General features: G+C 38.5%; 18 protein-coding genes. 6 read left to right on the top strand and 12 right to left on the bottom strand.

Translation table 11 applies throughout. From position 1 onward, the window contains the following. Nucleotides 1-89: 89 nt before the first annotated feature. From A8B79_RS07315 to A8B79_RS15950, 4 genes are all read left to right on the top strand, one after another. Entirely contained in the window at nucleotides 90-665 is a 576-nt protein-coding gene (locus A8B79_RS07315; protein WP_066220278.1) for a YdeI/OmpD-associated family protein, read from the top strand. A gap of 26 nt (nucleotides 666-691) precedes the next feature. Then, nucleotides 692-1,720, top strand: coding sequence for a serine hydrolase domain-containing protein (locus A8B79_RS07310; protein ID WP_066220274.1), 1,029 nt, complete (start codon nucleotides 692-694; stop codon nucleotides 1,718-1,720). A gap of 187 nt (nucleotides 1,721-1,907) precedes the next feature. Next, entirely contained in the window at nucleotides 1,908-2,111 is a 204-nt protein-coding gene (locus tag A8B79_RS16025) for a hypothetical protein (protein WP_153038382.1), read from the top strand. Nucleotides 2,112-2,162: 51 nt separating this feature from the next. Next, nucleotides 2,163-2,354, top strand: coding sequence for a hypothetical protein (locus tag A8B79_RS15950; protein WP_082894099.1), 192 nt, complete (start codon nucleotides 2,163-2,165; stop codon nucleotides 2,352-2,354). Between the two features lie 160 nt (nucleotides 2,355-2,514). On the opposite strand, the gene A8B79_RS07300 is transcribed toward A8B79_RS15950, so the two are convergent. From A8B79_RS07300 to A8B79_RS07270, 7 genes are all read right to left on the bottom strand, one after another. Further along, complete coding sequence (locus A8B79_RS07300) at nucleotides 2,515-4,227, bottom strand: ATP-binding protein (RefSeq protein WP_066220272.1); 1,713 nt, start codon at nucleotides 4,225-4,227, stop codon at nucleotides 2,515-2,517. A 5-nt stretch (nucleotides 4,228-4,232) separates the two neighbouring features. Further along, nucleotides 4,233-5,507, bottom strand: coding sequence for a hemolysin family protein (locus A8B79_RS07295; protein WP_066220267.1), 1,275 nt, complete (start codon nucleotides 5,505-5,507; stop codon nucleotides 4,233-4,235). A gap of 83 nt (nucleotides 5,508-5,590) precedes the next feature. Next, complete coding sequence (locus tag A8B79_RS07290; RefSeq protein WP_066220264.1) at nucleotides 5,591-6,370, bottom strand: enoyl-CoA hydratase/isomerase family protein; 780 nt, start codon at nucleotides 6,368-6,370, stop codon at nucleotides 5,591-5,593. A 3-nt stretch (nucleotides 6,371-6,373) separates the two neighbouring features. Further along, nucleotides 6,374-7,261: a hypothetical protein gene (locus A8B79_RS07285; RefSeq protein ID WP_235603618.1), complete on the bottom strand. Its 888-nt coding sequence runs from the start codon at nucleotides 7,259-7,261 to the stop codon at nucleotides 6,374-6,376. Continuing rightward, nucleotides 7,261-7,737 (bottom strand): hypothetical protein, encoded by a 477-nt coding sequence (locus tag A8B79_RS07280; protein WP_066220261.1) that lies wholly within the window; start codon nucleotides 7,735-7,737, stop codon nucleotides 7,261-7,263. Before A8B79_RS07280 ends, A8B79_RS07285 begins: the two co-directional genes overlap by 1 nt. A gap of 11 nt (nucleotides 7,738-7,748) precedes the next feature. Next, nucleotides 7,749-8,492 (bottom strand): PspA/IM30 family protein, encoded by a 744-nt coding sequence (locus A8B79_RS07275; protein WP_066220256.1) that lies wholly within the window; start codon nucleotides 8,490-8,492, stop codon nucleotides 7,749-7,751. Between the two features lie 72 nt (nucleotides 8,493-8,564). Beyond that, on the bottom strand, nucleotides 8,565-9,908 hold the full coding sequence (locus tag A8B79_RS07270) for a thymidine phosphorylase (RefSeq protein WP_082894098.1): 1,344 nt from the start codon (nucleotides 9,906-9,908) through the stop codon (nucleotides 8,565-8,567). 37 nt (nucleotides 9,909-9,945) lie between these two features. On the opposite strand from A8B79_RS07270, the gene A8B79_RS07265 reads away from it, so the two are divergent. Together A8B79_RS07265 and A8B79_RS07260 are read left to right on the top strand one after the other, a co-directional pair. Further along, a complete protein-coding gene (locus tag A8B79_RS07265; protein ID WP_066220253.1) occupies nucleotides 9,946-10,767 on the top strand; it encodes a hypothetical protein in 822 nt (273 codons plus the stop codon). Nucleotides 10,768-10,790: 23 nt separating this feature from the next. Then, complete coding sequence (locus A8B79_RS07260) at nucleotides 10,791-11,912, top strand: NAD(P)-dependent oxidoreductase (RefSeq protein WP_066220250.1); 1,122 nt, start codon at nucleotides 10,791-10,793, stop codon at nucleotides 11,910-11,912. Here A8B79_RS07260 and A8B79_RS07255 read toward each other — a convergent pair. The 5 genes from A8B79_RS07255 to A8B79_RS07235 form a co-directional block, all read right to left on the bottom strand. After that, nucleotides 11,902-12,279: a hypothetical protein gene (locus A8B79_RS07255; protein ID WP_066220247.1), complete on the bottom strand. Its 378-nt coding sequence runs from the start codon at nucleotides 12,277-12,279 to the stop codon at nucleotides 11,902-11,904. The two genes, A8B79_RS07260 and A8B79_RS07255, sit on opposite strands and share 11 nt — an antisense overlap. Beyond that, nucleotides 12,280-13,770 carry a M48 family metalloprotease gene (locus tag A8B79_RS07250; protein WP_066220244.1) on the bottom strand — a complete coding sequence of 497 codons (1,491 nt, stop codon included), beginning with the start codon at nucleotides 13,768-13,770 and terminating at the stop codon, nucleotides 12,280-12,282. Nucleotides 13,771-13,788: 18 nt separating this feature from the next. After that, nucleotides 13,789-14,808, bottom strand: a complete 1,020-nt coding sequence (gene murB, locus A8B79_RS07245) for a UDP-N-acetylmuramate dehydrogenase (protein ID WP_066220243.1) — start codon at nucleotides 14,806-14,808, stop codon at nucleotides 13,789-13,791. 5 nt (nucleotides 14,809-14,813) lie between these two features. Next, the gene (locus A8B79_RS07240) at nucleotides 14,814-16,199 is read right to left on the bottom strand and encodes a hemolysin family protein (protein ID WP_235603617.1); all 1,386 of its coding nucleotides are present in this window, start codon (nucleotides 16,197-16,199) and stop codon (nucleotides 14,814-14,816) included. Between the two features lie 111 nt (nucleotides 16,200-16,310). After that, nucleotides 16,311-16,772 carry a single-stranded DNA-binding protein gene (locus A8B79_RS07235; RefSeq protein WP_066220238.1) on the bottom strand — a complete coding sequence of 154 codons (462 nt, stop codon included), beginning with the start codon at nucleotides 16,770-16,772 and terminating at the stop codon, nucleotides 16,311-16,313. Nucleotides 16,773-16,840 lie beyond the last annotated feature (68 nt).

Here is a 16,840-nt window from a genome sequence, read left to right as displayed (position 1 = left end):
CTAACTAGACAAGATCAGATCAAACCCTTAAAATATTAGTAACAATTATTGGGTATTGGAGTATCCTTAGCGAAAATGCGAAACACAGTATGAAAGATGTTGAAGAGTTTTGTCCTAATGACAAAAAGGATTGGAGAGATTGGCTCGAATTGAATCACAATAAAAAAGAAGCTGTTTGGCTTATCTTTTATAAGAAAAAATCTCCGAACTATAATTTAAGCTGGAGTGAATCAGTAGATGAAGCGCTTTGTTTTGGCTGGATAGACAGCACCAAAAAAGCCATAGATAATGAAAAATACAGACAGTATTTCTGTAAGCGAAAATCAAAAAGTAATTGGTCTAAGATCAATAAGGATAAAGTTAAAACTTTAATGGATCTGGGACTTATGAAAGAAGCAGGTTACAAAACTATTGAAGTCGCAAAAGAAAACGGCTCCTGGACAATTTTAGATGAAGTTGAAGCACTTGTAATTCCTGAGGATCTGAAATCAGCATTTGAAAAGTATAATGGCTCAATGGAATACTTTAACAGCCTGAGTAAATCTGTTAAAAAACAACTCTTGTACTGGATAGTTTCTGCTAAAAGAGATGAGACAAGGCAAAAAAGAATTCAACAGATCGTAGAAGATGCCGGTCAAAACATGAAGCCAAAACAATTCCGGTAACAAAAAGATAAAAGCCCTGAAATCACATGAAAAAGAAACCCAAAAAACTTGTACTCAGAATAGTATTGCTGGTTGGCACTATAACTTCCTTATTCTTTGTGCCCTGGCTTTTAGTGTGGGCGTGGATATTACCTCTGCCCGACTCGGTTCAGGATCAAGCAAATGAAGCGATCGAACATGGTTTTGATGGAATAATAGTTTATGTAGATGAGGGGGGCAAACCTCCCGCTTTTTATGCAGCGGGCTTTCACAATAAGGAAAATAGAATACCCGCCAATCCTAAAGCTTTATTCAAGATCGCCAGTATCAGCAAGCTCTACACTGCGGTTTCTGTTACTAAACTGGTCAATGACGGTCGTTTGGATCTCGATGAAACTCTTGCTGATTACCTACCCGAACTTGATGGAAGGATCGAAAATGCAAGTACAATCACTTTGAGAATGATGGTAAAGCATCGAAGCGGTATTCCCAATTTTACAGATGCCCCGAATTTTTGGGCTGCTCCAACACAAACCTACGAAGAAAGTCTTGCACTGATTCTGGACAAACCGGCTAACTTTGAACCCGATGAAGACTACGAATATTGCAATACTAATTATCTGTTGCTCAATAAGATCATGGAAAATATTCTGGGTTATGAGACCTTTCAGTTCATTCAGAAAGAAGTTCTGACACCGCTGAATCTTAACAATACTTTCGCATCACTAGATGAAGTAAATATTGACAGCGTGATGAGCGGATATCACGTTGGACATCCTTTTGATTTAAAAGAAGACGAGCATGGTATGCTGGCCACCGCTGAAGATGTCGGGATCTTTCTGCGTGCATTGAATAATGGGACATTATTTGAAGAAGGAGAACAGGAAATCTACTCTTCAATTTATCAATATGATCACAAAGGATGGGTTCCCGGTTATCAGAGTATTGCCGAATACGACGAAGATATTGATGCAGTGGTTATTCAGTTTACAAGCACAACTGATCCCAAGTTATACAACTGGAATTTAGCGGATATTGTATATGGTCGAATTATTAAAATATTGGGCAAAAATTAGAAACTTAGGATTTATAAAGTAAACAGCTTGCTGCTCCGGAATCCAGACTTTCATTAAATCAATTACTTTTTTTAAACGATTACTTTCCGAATGTGATTAGAAATGATCAGATCAATTCCGTACAATATTAAACGTTATTTATTGGGAGCAGGAGCTCCTTTATTGCCATCCCAAGCAAGAACTTGGGATGGAAAAACTAAAATTAAGAAATGTGATTGAAATAGAATTCAGTAAACCAGTCAAAAATAAATGTGAATGTTTTGGGCATAAATCTACTACATTAACTCGATTTGTTTACAGTAACGGAAATGCCCATTCCGTTTATTACATTAAATTCACAGAGAATCATGATGATAAATTTGCCTTTGGGGTTATTAGTTTAGGTGATTGAGGAATCAATGAAATTCCTGAACATAGATTTGCATTCCCATTTGAAATAAGAATGGATCACGATAACTTTCAAATAGGAATGGTAAATAAAGAAAACTCCCCTTGGTCAAATGTTGAATTGCTTGGGAGATTCTTAGATCGTGAAGAATCACTTGAACATGAATGGATCGATGAAGTCTTTCACCTTACTGATCATATTTTGACGGAGGACAAGATAGTATTAGACTACTTTCAGAATCCATAGAGTAATCAAAAAAAGTATTGGGAGCAGGAGCTCCCTTCTAATAATCCCAAGCAAGAGCTTGGGATGGAGAAACATTCCAAACAAACGCTTTTGATGCAGAACCCGAAAACTACACTTTTGTAATTTGAAATTTGGGTTTTGTCTTTTGTTTCTAGAAACTTTAGCCTACTCTAAACTTCAATTCCTCGATTGTAGAAAGAATCTCATTTCTGTCCATCTCGCGATAGCGCTCTGGTAACAGTTCTTTTGAAGTACATTCGATCACTGCATTCAAAGTTTGTAATTCCACTTCCTCCGGATAGGTTGGTGGGATGAAATCTGCTAATGCTGCATCCAGAATTTCCGGTGTGACTTTCTTCCTGCCTTCTGCCGCTGCACGGAATTTTGCTCGTGTTAAAGCCGCTTCCATATCGGCTCCCGAGAATGTTTTTAAACCTTGCTGAACAACTGCAGGAATATAATCCTCAGTAAGCTTCAAGCTAGTCTTCTTAGCCATTGCTTCATACAGCTCAATTCGCTCTTCTTTGGTATGAGGTGGGAACAATGCTAAATGCTCTTCCGCCCTACCCTGTCGCTTTAAATCGATAGGCATCAGATCCGGACGAGCCGTCATCAAAAACCAAACAATTTTACCACGATTGGTGGTATCACTCATAAAAGTAGCGATCTGCGAAAACACACGGCTGGAAACTCCGCTGTCTCCTCCGGATGATCTATCGCCTAAATATGCGTCGGCTTCATCGATCATCACCGCTACCGGCGACATCGCTTTCAACAACGACAAGATCTTTTCGAGATTTCCTTCCGTTACACCCTGCCATTGGCTTCTGAAATTCTTCAGTTTTACCATTGGTATTCCAACTTCGCTTGCAAAACAAGTCACTAAAAAGGTTTTTCCCGTTCCTACCGGACCACAAACCAGATAACCCATCGGCATTACATCCTGTCGGCCTGCTTTAAGGGCTTTAACCGCCTGACGAAGGTGTTGCTTCACATGAGTATGTCCCGCTACGTTATCGAGCGAATACGGCGTTTCCACAAATTCTAACAATCCATATGCTTCCGCTTCGATCAGATCTTTCTTGTTTTCCGATAATCCATCGAAGGTGATCTTCTCCTGATTTTCACGAGCGTTCGAAAGCACACTTCGGATATTCACGTAATTCAATCCGGCCGTTTGCTGAGCTATGATCGCAGGAGAAACATCCGATAACTTTTTGAAATCGTCGTTTTGCGTCTCATATTTTACAAACGCCAGACGATCTTCCTCTCCCGGAATATTTATCTTGATCTCTGTGGTGTATGGATTCTGAACAATGGTTTTATTCAGATCTGCAAGATTTTCGGTGATCATCACACAAGTAAAATCTGAAGCTAAAAACATAGGGTCATGTGCCCATCGTGATAAATAAACCTGAGAAGTTCTGTCCTCGTTTCCGGTTGAACCGGCATCACTCATCGGTATGATGGTTTCTGCATAATCGATTATAAGCGCTATGCTTTTCTTTTGATCTAAACGAAGTCGGAAGTACTGTTCCAGTAAAGACATCACACGGACAGGATCCTTAGGCATCTTTTTGGCATAATCAGTTCCAACAATGCTGTCTCGGCCTGCTATAGCCTGATTAAAATCCTGTTGAGATTCTTTGTCTCTGAAGTAAATTCCGGAAGCTCTGTCGTAGAACACAACAAAATCACGGGCTCCAAAAAATTCATCTGACAGAAACGACTTCAAACGATTGAATTCTGTTCCTTCATCGGTTTTGAGTGCAACCATATCGTGCACGTTTCCGTGAATCAAAAAAGTATTTATGGTTCTGCTAAGGTATTTTCTCGCAAATTCCTGCGACCACTTCGGATAATGATCAAACATATGCCCTACTCAATAATAGTTAGTCTTATTGTCTCAATTCGGCTTTGAGTTGCCTTACTAATTATGAATTTATTGCCTTCAATCAGCACTTCTTCATTCACTTTTGGAATGCGCCCCAAATGATTGATAACATAACCCGCTACGGTATCATACTGAGAAGGTTCCAAAGGAATTTTAATTTCTTCGAAGGCATTCATTAACTCATCAATTTCAACATTTCCGCTTACCACAAAGTTGTTTGGCGCGATTCGTTTCATTACCTCACTATCGGTATCGTATTCATCCTGAATATCACCAACTACTTCTTCGAGGAGATCTTCGATGGTGATCATTCCTGCTGTTCCGCCATACTCGTCCAGAACAATTGCTACAGATAAATTAGACTGACGAAATTCCTGCATCAGATCTTTGGACTTTTTACTGGAAGGAACCAATTTTATTGGACGAATGATCTCATGCAACGACTTTGGGTTTTTGAAAAAATCGTGAGCAAATACAACACCAATGACATCGTCAATACTATCTCGGTACACCGGTAATTTTGAATGACCCGATTCGATCATGGTATTCAGCACATCTTCAATTGGCGTAGATTTATCCACAGCTTCAATATCGATGCGTGGGATCATGGATTCCTTAACGCGCATATTTGAAAGCTCCAGTACATTATGCAAGATCTCAGAATCATCTTCATCAATATCTTCACTTCCTCCGCTTTCCCTGAGTTCCTTTACGATCAGCTCCACATCCTGCCTTCGATAAAATTGTTCGGTTTTTTCAGCATCAGGAACCAACCATTTGATCAGCACATTGGAAGATCCGTTTGCAATAGCAATCAACGGTCTTAATATCCAGTAAAATAATCTCAATGGAAGTGCTATCACATTAACCATGATATCTGCTTGTGCTCTGAAAATAGCTTTAGGGAGTATCTCGCCAAAAAGCATAATAATGAGCGAAGCTATAAATGTTTGTATTGCCAATATCTGAAATGATGACGGCTCAACACCAAACCACAATTCAGTGTAATGCATAATGGGTTCTACAAGAAACAGAGCCATTAAAGTAGCATAAACAACATTTACGATGTTATTTCCAACAAGAGTAGTTGTGAGAAAAGTGTCCGGATTTTTAGTAAAAAAACCTATCGAACTTGAGATGAGATTGTTTTTTCTGGAAGCTACTTCAAGTTTGAGTTTGTTTGCCGTTACAAATGCAATTTCGGATCCCGAAAAAAATCCACTCAATAAAATAGTTCCGGTAATGAGAAGCCATTCCATAATTTATTTGGCTCCCTTTTCTACTTCTTTACAATATGTGAAACTCGATGGAGGTTCGTCTTTCATTAACGAAATGTTAGTTCTTATTTACCGGTAAAAGATGGTTTCCTTTTTTCCAGAAACGCACTTGTACCTTCTTTAAAATCATCAGTGTTGTACAATTCTCCAAATAAATTTGCTTCGGAATTATACCCTGACTCATTACCTGATTCCTTAATTGCCAAGATAGCATTTTTTAAAGCAAGTGGTCCTTGTTTAAGCATGCTTTTGACCATTTCTTTGGCTGACTCTAAAGCTGATTCTTCTGCTATCTGATTCACCAATCCAATTTCCTTGGCTTCTTCAGCTTTTACAAATCTACCTGTCAATGTCAATTCAAGAGCTTTAGCTTCTCCTACTAATTTAGGTAAACGCTGAGTCCCTCCATATCCCGGAATTAATCCCAGACTGACTTCAGGTAAGCCCAACAATGCATTTTCAGAAGCAATACGAACATGACAAGCCATTGCAAATTCACATCCTCCACCCAAAGCATAACCATTAACGGCTGCAATTACAGGTATAGTCAGGTCTTCCAGTTTCTGAAAAACTCTTTGCCCGCGAAGTGATTTCTTTTTTGCCTCAGAATCTCCCAAAGTGTTTAATTCTTTGATATCAGCTCCGGCTACAAAAGCTTTATCGCCGGCACCGGTTACAATAAGTGCCTTAATTTCTTTGCTCTCTCTGATATGATCCAGCGCTGAATCAAGTTCTTCAAAAACCTGATTATTTAACGCATTCATTTTATCGGGACGGTTTACAGTAAGTACACACACTCCAGATTCATCTACATCCAGAAGTAGTGTTTCAAATGATAAGCTCATGAATTATTCTTTAACTTGTTTCTTTGTGCTTGACACGTTTGATACATCATCAGAAAGTTCATCTAAAATAGAATCAAAGTCCAGTTCAGTTTCCCATTCCGTGGTATACTCAGGTAAGATATCCTGATCTAAGTCGTCAATCAATTGCGAAGTTTCATCCACTTCGGTTAACAAGTTATCTAATTGGAAGCCAATTTCTTCCGGATTACTCATGGTCATAGATTGCTCATAGATATATCTGACAGCATCTTCTATGGTTTCCAAATGAGTTTCACACACTAAATATTTCTCTTTAGCGATCTTAAATTTCTGAAGCCTTTTTTGCATGATCGCCACACGTCGTGCTTTTGTACGCTTCAGTTTTTCTGATTCGATCGTCTTAATTTCTTCTATTTGTCGGATTACTTCTTCCTTAAGATTTGTTTCCAGAGAAGTATTCAGATACACTTCATAGCGTTTTATCAGATCCAGAAGTGTGAGATAATTCCCCAACAGTTCTTCAATTTTCTTACCAATATTATCCAGCAATCCCTGTGAGCTGTACGGAAGTTTTTCGAAGTTTTCCTGCACCATTTTAGCAAGATGCTTAAGTACTAAAAAGCGTTTCTGGCTTGCAGAATCCAGCGATTGAAACAGATCTTTTTCATTACTGGAAGCGTGACGCTCCTTGATCTTTTTAAGTTCCGTCTTTTTTCTGAAACGAGGCAGCTTAGGAACTATACCCAAGTACATCAGCTCCAAACCAAACACTGTGGTTAGCATCACACTAGAAGCATCTCCAAAATCGCTGATGAAAAAAGCGGTAAGTGTTGCGATCAATAATCCTCCCAGGTTAATGGGATTCATAAATGCTTCGCGAGTATAATTGATGTTTAGTTCGTCTGCTGACATTACTCTTTTTCTGTATCGTTGCCTGGTGATGAATCGGTTTCTTTATTCTTTACCTGATCCTTTTTTGTCCCGATCGTTTTTTCCGTTTTTATTTCGTCTGCGGTTTTTTCGATCTCGGAATAAAGCATCCCCATTTCAGCCTTAACCTGTTGTAAAGTTTGTTTGGCCTTTTGCTTTTTTAACTCAGCTTCGTGCTGTTCATTCTTTATTTCTGTTTCAAGTTCAGAATCTTCATCCATGCTATCCATAGCAACGTCTAGCCTGGCTTCCGCATGAGTAACTTTATCGCGAACTTTTCCCAGAAACTCATCAACTGATTCCAGTAAATTATCCGGATTCATGTTGTTGACAGCCTGAGCGATCTTTCCTTTTTGCTCAGCCCTTTTACCACGCTCTTTTATTTCTTTGATGCGACGGTAATGCTCCTTGTATTCCTGCTTCAGGCGTTCGCGTTCTTCTTCACTTTTGTTACTCATAAGAGTCTCCGTTAGTTTTTCTCTTTATTACCAACAGATTTTTTTGGAGATTCTTCAGCAACAGGTTCTTCATCTATGTTGATCGAACCGGAAGATTCACCCATTTCTAACTTGAATTGCTCTACCAATGATTGAGCACGGATCTTTTCGGCATTCGCTTCAATTTCCATGGTCTCAGTATCGATACCATCTAACGCAATTTCCATTCGAGCTTCGTTCTTAGCCGTTTTTTCGTTTAATCGGTTGATCATCTCATCATGAGTCTGATCCATGCCACCAACTTCAAACTGCTCTAAAGTATCAGCAATTTTAGACTGCCATTCAGCTCTTTCGCTTGCACGCAAAGCTTCTTTAGCTTCCTGAATTTTGCGATCTTTTTCACGCATGAAAACTTTCTTCACTTTCAGTGCTTTGTCGTACGCTTTTTCAGCAAATACTAACTGATCTTTTGTGTGTGCAAAATTCTCTTTCGCCTTTTCTAGTTGAAGTGCATATCCCTCAGCAATATCATCACGATTTGCCTGAATTGCAGATTTGATCTTAGAAGTTAATTCACCGATCAGTTTTTCATTTCGGTTAGACTCCTTCTGAAGCATAATCAAGTTTGCTTTAACCGTCGCAATGTTTTCATTCATTTGCGGTATTTGATCGTTCAGATCACGAATGTTTTGCTCTAAAATTAATTTTGGGTCTTCCATGGAGCTTATTACTCCACCAAACATTGATTTTAATGCACGTATGAATCTTTTAAACATGATTTTTTTCCTTTTTTTAATGCCCTATGTTCATAGATACAAATTAACTGATTATTAGTGTAATTCAACATTTTAAAGCCGGAAATCCCGAACCCCGTTTTTGTCAACTACTTTCGTAACCAGAAACTCCTTTTCAGGTTTTGTATCTGAGATCGTTACTGCTCCATACAACTGTGCGGTCACAGGCTCGATCGTGGTTGGCTTGTTCGTATATGCCACTAAAATTGTTTCACCTTTTGTGATTTTATCTCCTACTTTCTTTTTTAACACAATTCCGGCCTGAGGATCCACGTCATCTTCTTTGACTTTTCTCCCAGCTCCCAGTTCAACAGTAGCGGTTCCTATCTCGAAAGCATCCATCTCAGAGATATATCCATCTTCAGATGATTTCAATTCAAACTCGTAATCAGCAGTCGGATATTTACCGGGATTGTTGATGTATGAAATATCTCCGCCCTGCTCTTCTACAATATCCAGCCACTTTTGAAAAGCTTCACCTTTTTCTACTTGTTGTTTACTGATTTCTATTCCTTTTTCAACTGAATCTGCTTTTCCGCCTAAATAGATCATAGTTCCGGAAAGCAGGTGTGAGATCTCCATTATATCTTCGGGTCCTTCACCTTTCAGAGCATCTATGGATTCCTCCACTTCAAACCAATTACCTATCTTGTATCCCAAAGGCTGTTTCATATTGGTAAGATACGCGATGGTTTCTTTTTCGAATTGCTCTCCAATACCAACCAAAGCCTGAGCGAGTTTTGTGGCATCTTCTTCTGTCTTCATAAATGCTCCGGAACCATATTTCACATCCAGTACTAAGGCATCAATTCCTTCGGCAAGTTTCTTACTCATAATACTGCCGGCAATTAACGGAATGGATTCTACCGTTGCAGTCACATCACGTAGTGCATAAAGTCTTTTATCAGCAGGTGCAATTTCTTCAGTTTGCCCAACGAGCACCAGATTCTGTTTTTCCAAAATCTCTTTATAACGAGCCAGATCTACATCCACATAAAATCCGGGAATAGATTCTAATTTATCCAAAGTGCCACCGGTATGTCCAAGTCCTCGACCTGATATCATAGGAACCGGAACTCCGGCACTTGCTACAATTGGTGCGAGTATAAGAGATAGTTTATCACCCACTCCACCGGTAGAATGTTTATCTACTTTCTTTCCTGATACATGCGAAAGATCCACAACTATACCTGAATGAAGCATAGATTCTGTTAATGCAGCGGATTCTTCGTCATTCAGTCCGTTGAGGAAAGCTGCCATCAGAAATGAACTGATCTGATAATCAGGAATTTCATCAGCAGTGTAAGAGTCAATTAAAAAACGGATCTCTTCTTTAGTAAGAACTTTTCCGTCTCGTTTTTTGCGAATTAGGGAAACAATATTGTACTTTGAATTCATAGCCCAAGTATAGCCAAAAAACTAATATTTCTTCTACATGAAGAGAGATTTTTCATACTTCAATTCCGGAAAAGCTTATACGCTCTTATTTTTTGGGATCTTATTTTCAACAGGATGTAGTTTTAAAACAATAGTTCATCCCTATCCTCAGAAATTAGAAGAAAGCATAAAGAGCTATAAAGACGACATAACGCTCCATAAAGATGGTAAACTTAAATATTTACCAAACAAAGATGATGCTGATACTTTTGAAGATCTGAATTATAAAGAAGGAACTTTATATGTTGATGCAGGACGTTTTTACCGTTTAAAAAAAGAAGATCAATTTTCAGATCCTTTTACGAACTCCGATTTTATTGTAACCTCAGAAGCATATTTTGATGACCAATTGAGAGAAGATGTATTCAAGGTGACTCTCCAAAAAAAAGAAAGATCAGAGTACAAATATATAGTTACAGGCACCTCTCAAAGCGCAACTATTACAAGATCAGATTCAATTAATTATCAAATTATTGCTAGGGATTTTTGGCCTCCATCAGTGAAGAAAGTAAAAGCAGAGGAAGGAAATGAATGGCACCACTATCCTTTGGGGGGAAGTTGGGATTACTTTGATGACTTGAATGAACAATATCTTGTGGTTCAGGGAAGTCCTGTTAAAAAGCGATTGGGAGCGGAAGCTAATTATGGACAATCCTTTACTTTATTTTCTAATACCGAACTTCCCAATGAATTTAAATCTGAATTTATAATTGTATTTTTAGGCTATTGGCATCTTTCCAACATTCAGTACTATTATGAAGTATGTGATTTTGAAGATCTATCTTCTGATGCCTGCCCGGGATCTGTAATCATTAAATAACCTTTTCACTCAACAGAGTAAATTTGCTTAAAATTATTGCTGATAAAAACATCTATAAGTTAGATCAATTTTTGAACGACAATGTGAAACTAACCACATTCGATCCAAATGATCCGTTACCGGGCTTAGAAACATACGATGCCCTCTTTGTCAGAACGGTGACAAAACTCAATTCTCAAAACTTAGAAAGAATACCCGAATCCTTAAAGCTCATTGGAACCGGCTCATCCGGAAGCGATCATATTGAGAAAGAGTATTTCAAATCAAGAGGTGTACAGGTTATTGATGCTAAAGGCTCAAATGCTGATGCAGTAAGTGAATATGTGATCACATCACTTTTACTCTGGTCTATAAAAAGAGGCAAGAAACTCACCAATTTAAAAGTTGGCATTATTGGAGCCGGAGCAACAGGAAGTGCCGTTGCTAATCAACTTTCCCGGTTCGAAATTCCTTTTCTGAGTTATGACCCTCCAAGAGAACAAAGAGACAAAAACTATAGCTCGGCTTCACTTAAAGATATTCTTGAGTGTGACATTCTTACTTTCCATGTTCCATTGGAAAAAGAAGGGGCTCATCCCACATTTCACTGGTTGGGTGACTCTAAACTCTCTGCCAATTCTTTTGAACTGATCATTAATGCCTCCCGAGGTGGAGTAATTGATGAACTAGCCCTTCTTAATGCCGTCCGTGAAAATACAGTTGGGGATATAATTATAGATGTTTGGGAAGCTGAACCGGACTTTAATACAGCAGTTGCTGAAGCAGCATTTATTGCTACTCCCCATATAGCCGGTTATTCCGAACAAGCAAAATTAAATGCGTCAAAAATGCTTATCGAACAGTTTTCTGAATTTTTTGATGTAGAAGTTCCCGATTCCTCAAAGCTTTACCGGTCAAAAGAAATAGATCTGGCTAATTTAAATTACACAGCTTATGAGTTACTTCTCAGATTACATCCCCTGAGAGAATATGATGCTGATCTTAGAGATCTGAATTTACGCCCGGATAAATCTATACTCTTCCAGAAGCTGAGAACAGATCGTCCATACAGATATGAATATCCCTATATCAGTTTGGATAAAACTTTGCTGGATGAATTTAATATCCTTAAAAAGCTGGGTGTTAAACCTCTGACTAATACTTAAGTTCTTTCAGCGATTTGTTCTTGTGATCCGGCTCAGGATCTTCCAGAAACTGAACTACTTTGATAGTTTCTTTCCCTTTCATCATAGCTTTCAGAATACGGTGCATGCCATCCATTACACTCCCATCTGAAGAAAGAATAACAGGATATTTAAAACTAGTTTTTTCTGCATATTCAATATGCTTCGCTATTTCACGTACTGATGGCACATCATCTTTACCCTGAAACCAAAAATTTTTGTCGATATCGTCAATCGATTCGATCATCACTTCTTTCGGCAAATAGTGTTCTGAAATTTTTACGAGTTTATCCACGTCCCATGCCAGAGTATCGCCATTAACTTCTCGAATATGATATTGTTTTCTCATTTATTGCTTTGGTATTTTTATCCAACTGCCAGCAGAGATATTCTGGTCCAATTGAACTTGATTAATAATTGCTATGTCTAACGGTTCAATATTCATCGGCAGGTTTGAAGGCAGAAAACTGGAAAAAGAACCTGATCTAGTTGTTTTTACCAGTTCCAGTCTTACAGGTTTTATATTCAGAATTGACGAGTCAGTAAGTCGGTCAAAACCATCAGGAACTGCAGCAAATTGTTTTTCATATTCGCCGAACTGCTGAGATGTAGTATAACTCAGAAACCTGTAAATATTTCCATTATAACTCAGAGCGGTGATATCTATGGTCAATGAAGTTCCGTCTTCCTGTTGGAGGTTAGCTTCGGCTTCGTAACCATTCAAACCGTTAGGATTGGTTGAGCTTTGCTTAGTAGTATTCACTCCTTCCTGATTCAAAAATGCCTTAACAGAAGCTTCCGGAGTTGAATTCTCATTGTCAATGGAAAATTGCACAATAGCATCCTGACTTTCATTTACCAATATAACCGCTGAAGCCTGATTGATGACACTGAAACCTGCAGGTACCGGAAATTGAAATTTTAGATCCGGATGGTAAAATATTCCATTCCGTTCAAACCCTTCTCTTGGGTTGGGGCCATACATGATGTTGTCGATCATGTTTAAATATTCTTCATTATCAACAATAGTTTGTTCGTATCCTTTTTGAGCCCATTCAGCAGCTAATTCAGGAATATTTTTTTCTCTTTCACCGGGATCAGGATGTGAAGATAAATGCGAAGGGATGCTCTGACCTGATTTCTCGGAAATTCTTTTCAGGGAAGTAAAAAACTCTCCTCCTTCTGCTGCTTTGTATCCTTTCATTGCAGAATACTCAACCCCTAGCTGATCAGATTCTCTTTCGTCATCTCTGCTATAGCTTAGAAATAATAATTGTGCAGTCTGACTACTTAACTGAAGAATATTCCCTCCATCTAATCCAATTGACTCTCCCAATACTGCGCCACCAATTATAGCTAATTGCCCAAATTGCTGTTCTGCAGCGCGTTGAGAAGCATGTCTTGCAGCTACATGACCGATCTCATGCCCCAATACAACCATTAACTGTGCTTCATTTTCTAAATGAGCCATTAAGCCTCTTGTCACATAAACGTATCCTCCGGGAAGTGCAAAAGCATTTACAACGGGACTCCCAAGTACTCTAAAAGTAAAATCCGTGTTTTTATATTCGTTTGGAGTGTCCTCTCTGCTGAAATGACTTACTTCAAGAAGTTCATTTCCCAATTTAGTCACATAATTCGCAAGTTCTTCATCATCATATAATCCATATTGCGCAATTATTTCTGCATCTGCTTCTTTACCGAGTTGTAATTCCTGTTCCCATGAATAACCATAAGCTCTTTTATTCCCGGAAACCGGGCTGGTTTGAATAGATACGCAGCTAGGAAGCACCAAAGCTGTAATTACAACAAGTATTGTTGTTTTAATAAATGAATTCATAATACCTTTTTGTTAATCTTAACCTATCAAATTTACTTCCGGAATTAGGTTTATTTCAAATTCAGTACTTATAGAAAGGCAAATTTCCGTTGCTAAGTTCCAAATTTCTTCTCCGGTGGCATTTCCATGATTTACGAGTACCAGAGCCTGCTTATCATGCACACCTGCATCTCCAATTCGTTTACCTTTCCATCCTGCTTTTTCAATCAACCAGCCTGCCGGAACTTTAACCTGTCTTTCAGTAACTGGATAACTTGGGAGATCCTGATATTCAGACTTTAACTGATTGAAGTGCTGCACAGAGATCACCGGATTCTTGAAAAAACTGCCCGTATTACCAATTTGCTTAGGATCAGGAAGTTTACTCTGACGAATTTCTATCACACAATCACTTATATCCTTGATATCAGGTTCGGAAATTCCTTTTTCTAACAACTTCTCCGATAAAGCTTTGTATGAAGTATTCACGGTGTGGTCTTTTGATAAGCGTAAAGTCACTGATGTAATAACGGCTTTTCCTTTAAGCTCTTTTTTAAAGATGCTTTCTCTATAACCAAACTTACACTCATCCTTGGTGAAAGTTTTTAATTCACCGGAATCGATCATAAATGCTTCAAGACTTAAAAACACATTTTCTAGTTCTACTCCATACGCCCCGATATTTTGGATTGGAGCTGCACCAACTGACCCGGGAATAAGTGACAGATTTTCGATACCACCCAAGCCATTTTCTACGCAAAATAAAACGAGTTCATGCCAGTTTTCACCTGAAGCAATTTTCAAATCTATTTCTGATAGAAAATCTCTTCCTTTGAGTGCATTATAAATTACCAGGCCATCAAAATCCTTTTTAAAAAGGATATTGCTCCCTCCTCCCAGAACCAAGATCTCCAGATTCTTGTCTTTAGCAAACTTAATGGCTTCCTGAAGTTCTGGAACAGAAGCTACTTCTGCGAAAAATGCAGCTTTTGAAGAAACTCCCATCGTGTTAAAGGAAGACAGGTCAAAATCTTTGTGAATAGAAAGCTTAGTAGACATTGAGGCTAATCTTCTTTTTCAGAGATTTCTTTTTGTCCCTCTACGAGCTTTACACGAACTTTTTTAATTCTGTTATTCTGAACGGAGTGAACTGTACATTCCAATCCTTTGTAGATCACTCTTTCTCCTACCGTTGGCAAGCTTTCCGTCAGATGATAGATCAACCCGCCTAAAGTTTCAAAATCATCATTTTCAGTACTCAACTCTAAATCTACGACGTCTTCCATATCATCAAGATCGATCTGTGCGTCAAAAATATAGATACCGTTTTTGAATTGTGTATATAACTGCTGGTCATCAGATGATTCGTCTGTGATATCACCTACTAATTCCTCCAGAATATCGTCCATGGTAACTATCCCTTCCGTGCCACCATATTCATCTACCACAACTGCTATGTGAGTTTTCTCTTGCTGAAAATCTCTCAAAAGATCGTCCAATTTTTTTGTGGCAGGTATAAACAGCGCGTTTCTGGAAATAGTCTTCCAGTTAAATGAGGGCTCCTCTCTCTGATCATTCAGGTATGGCAAAATGTCTTTTGCGTAAATTACACCCAGAATATTATCCAGATCATTTTCATATAGCGGCATTCTTGAGAGCGCTTTATCCTGAATAACACTTAGTATATCCGACAGTGAATCCTGAGTCGAGACTGCACTTATATTCACCCTTGAGGTCATGATCTCCCGAACGGTTATATTTCCGAACTCTATAACATTCTCAATAATTTCTCTTTCATCTTCTTTAATTGAACCGTCTTGTTCGCTCACCTCAGCCATAGTCCGGATATCATCAGTAGTCATCTTGTTTGATGGCTTTGGAAGATATTTTTCCATAAAAATAGTGCTGTCAGCAATCAATTTTGAAAACGGCTTAAGCAAAACAAAAAGCACATATATAAAAGTACTCCATCTTCTGGAAACTGTGAGAGGATCATTTATGGCAATAATTTTTGGGGTGATTTCACTGATGATCAAAATCATAAAAGTTAACACAACAACTTCAGCAGTAAATACAACTACTTCCGACAACCCAAAGTGAGCCACAAAAGAGCCTGTTATTACAGCAGCCATTACTGAAGCCACTATATTTGCAAAAGTATTCCCTATCAAAATGGTAGCTAACAATCGTCTTGGTTTATCCAGCATTGTTAAAATCCGGGAATCAGCTACGTGAGGGACTTCTGCACCAGTCAAACTTTCCAGTCGTGAGGAAAGAGAAAAGAAAGCGACTTCAGATCCCGAGAATATTGCTGATACCGCAAGCCCGAATATCATTACCACAAACTGTATGGAAATCACAACATAATCTATTTCTGCAGAAATGCCGGACACAGAAATATCTAAAAAAAGTGCTGAAATAAAATTATGAAACTCTAAGAGGGTGCTCAATTATATATAATTTTGATTGGGGGGAATTTAACTAGGTGAACGCTTCCTAACAAAAATAAAAAAAGGCGGTGAAAGTATGACTTCGCACCGCCTGAAATGTTTCAATTTTTACTAAAATGGAAGATCATCATCCATATTATCAAAATCTTTCCCAAGCTCAACATTGCTGGACATCTGTTGTTTTTGATTGCCGGCATTTTGATTTCCACCTTGATTACCACCCGGGTTTCCTCCGCCACTGCCTTTGCTGTCAAGCATGGTCATTTGAAGGGCTTTAATTTCAGTGGTATATCTTTTTTGACCTTGGTTGTCTTCCCATGATCTGGTTTGAATCGGTCCTTCAATATAAACCAATGAACCTTTAGTTAAATACTGCTGACAAATTTCAGCCAGTCTTCCCCATGCAACCACACGATGCCATTCAGTTTTTTCTTGCTGCTCGCCGTTACTGTCTTTATAACGCTCGCTTGTAGCTATGCTTAATGTAGCCACAGCTGTGTTTGATTGCGTGTATCTTACTTCAGGATCTTGCCCGAGTCTTCCGATTAATTGTGCTTTATTTAGTGAACTCATTACGTATTGGATTAAGTTATTTTGTTTGTAAAGTAAGACAAGCTCAGAAGAATTCCTTACAAAAAAAG

It is taken from the genome of Balneola sp. EhC07 (genome assembly GCF_001650905.1).
Taxonomy (GTDB): Bacteria; Bacteroidota; Rhodothermia; order Balneolales; family Balneolaceae; genus Balneola.
The sequence above is the reverse complement of the archived record's forward strand: the minus strand, read 5'-3'. Positions and strand labels throughout refer to the sequence as shown.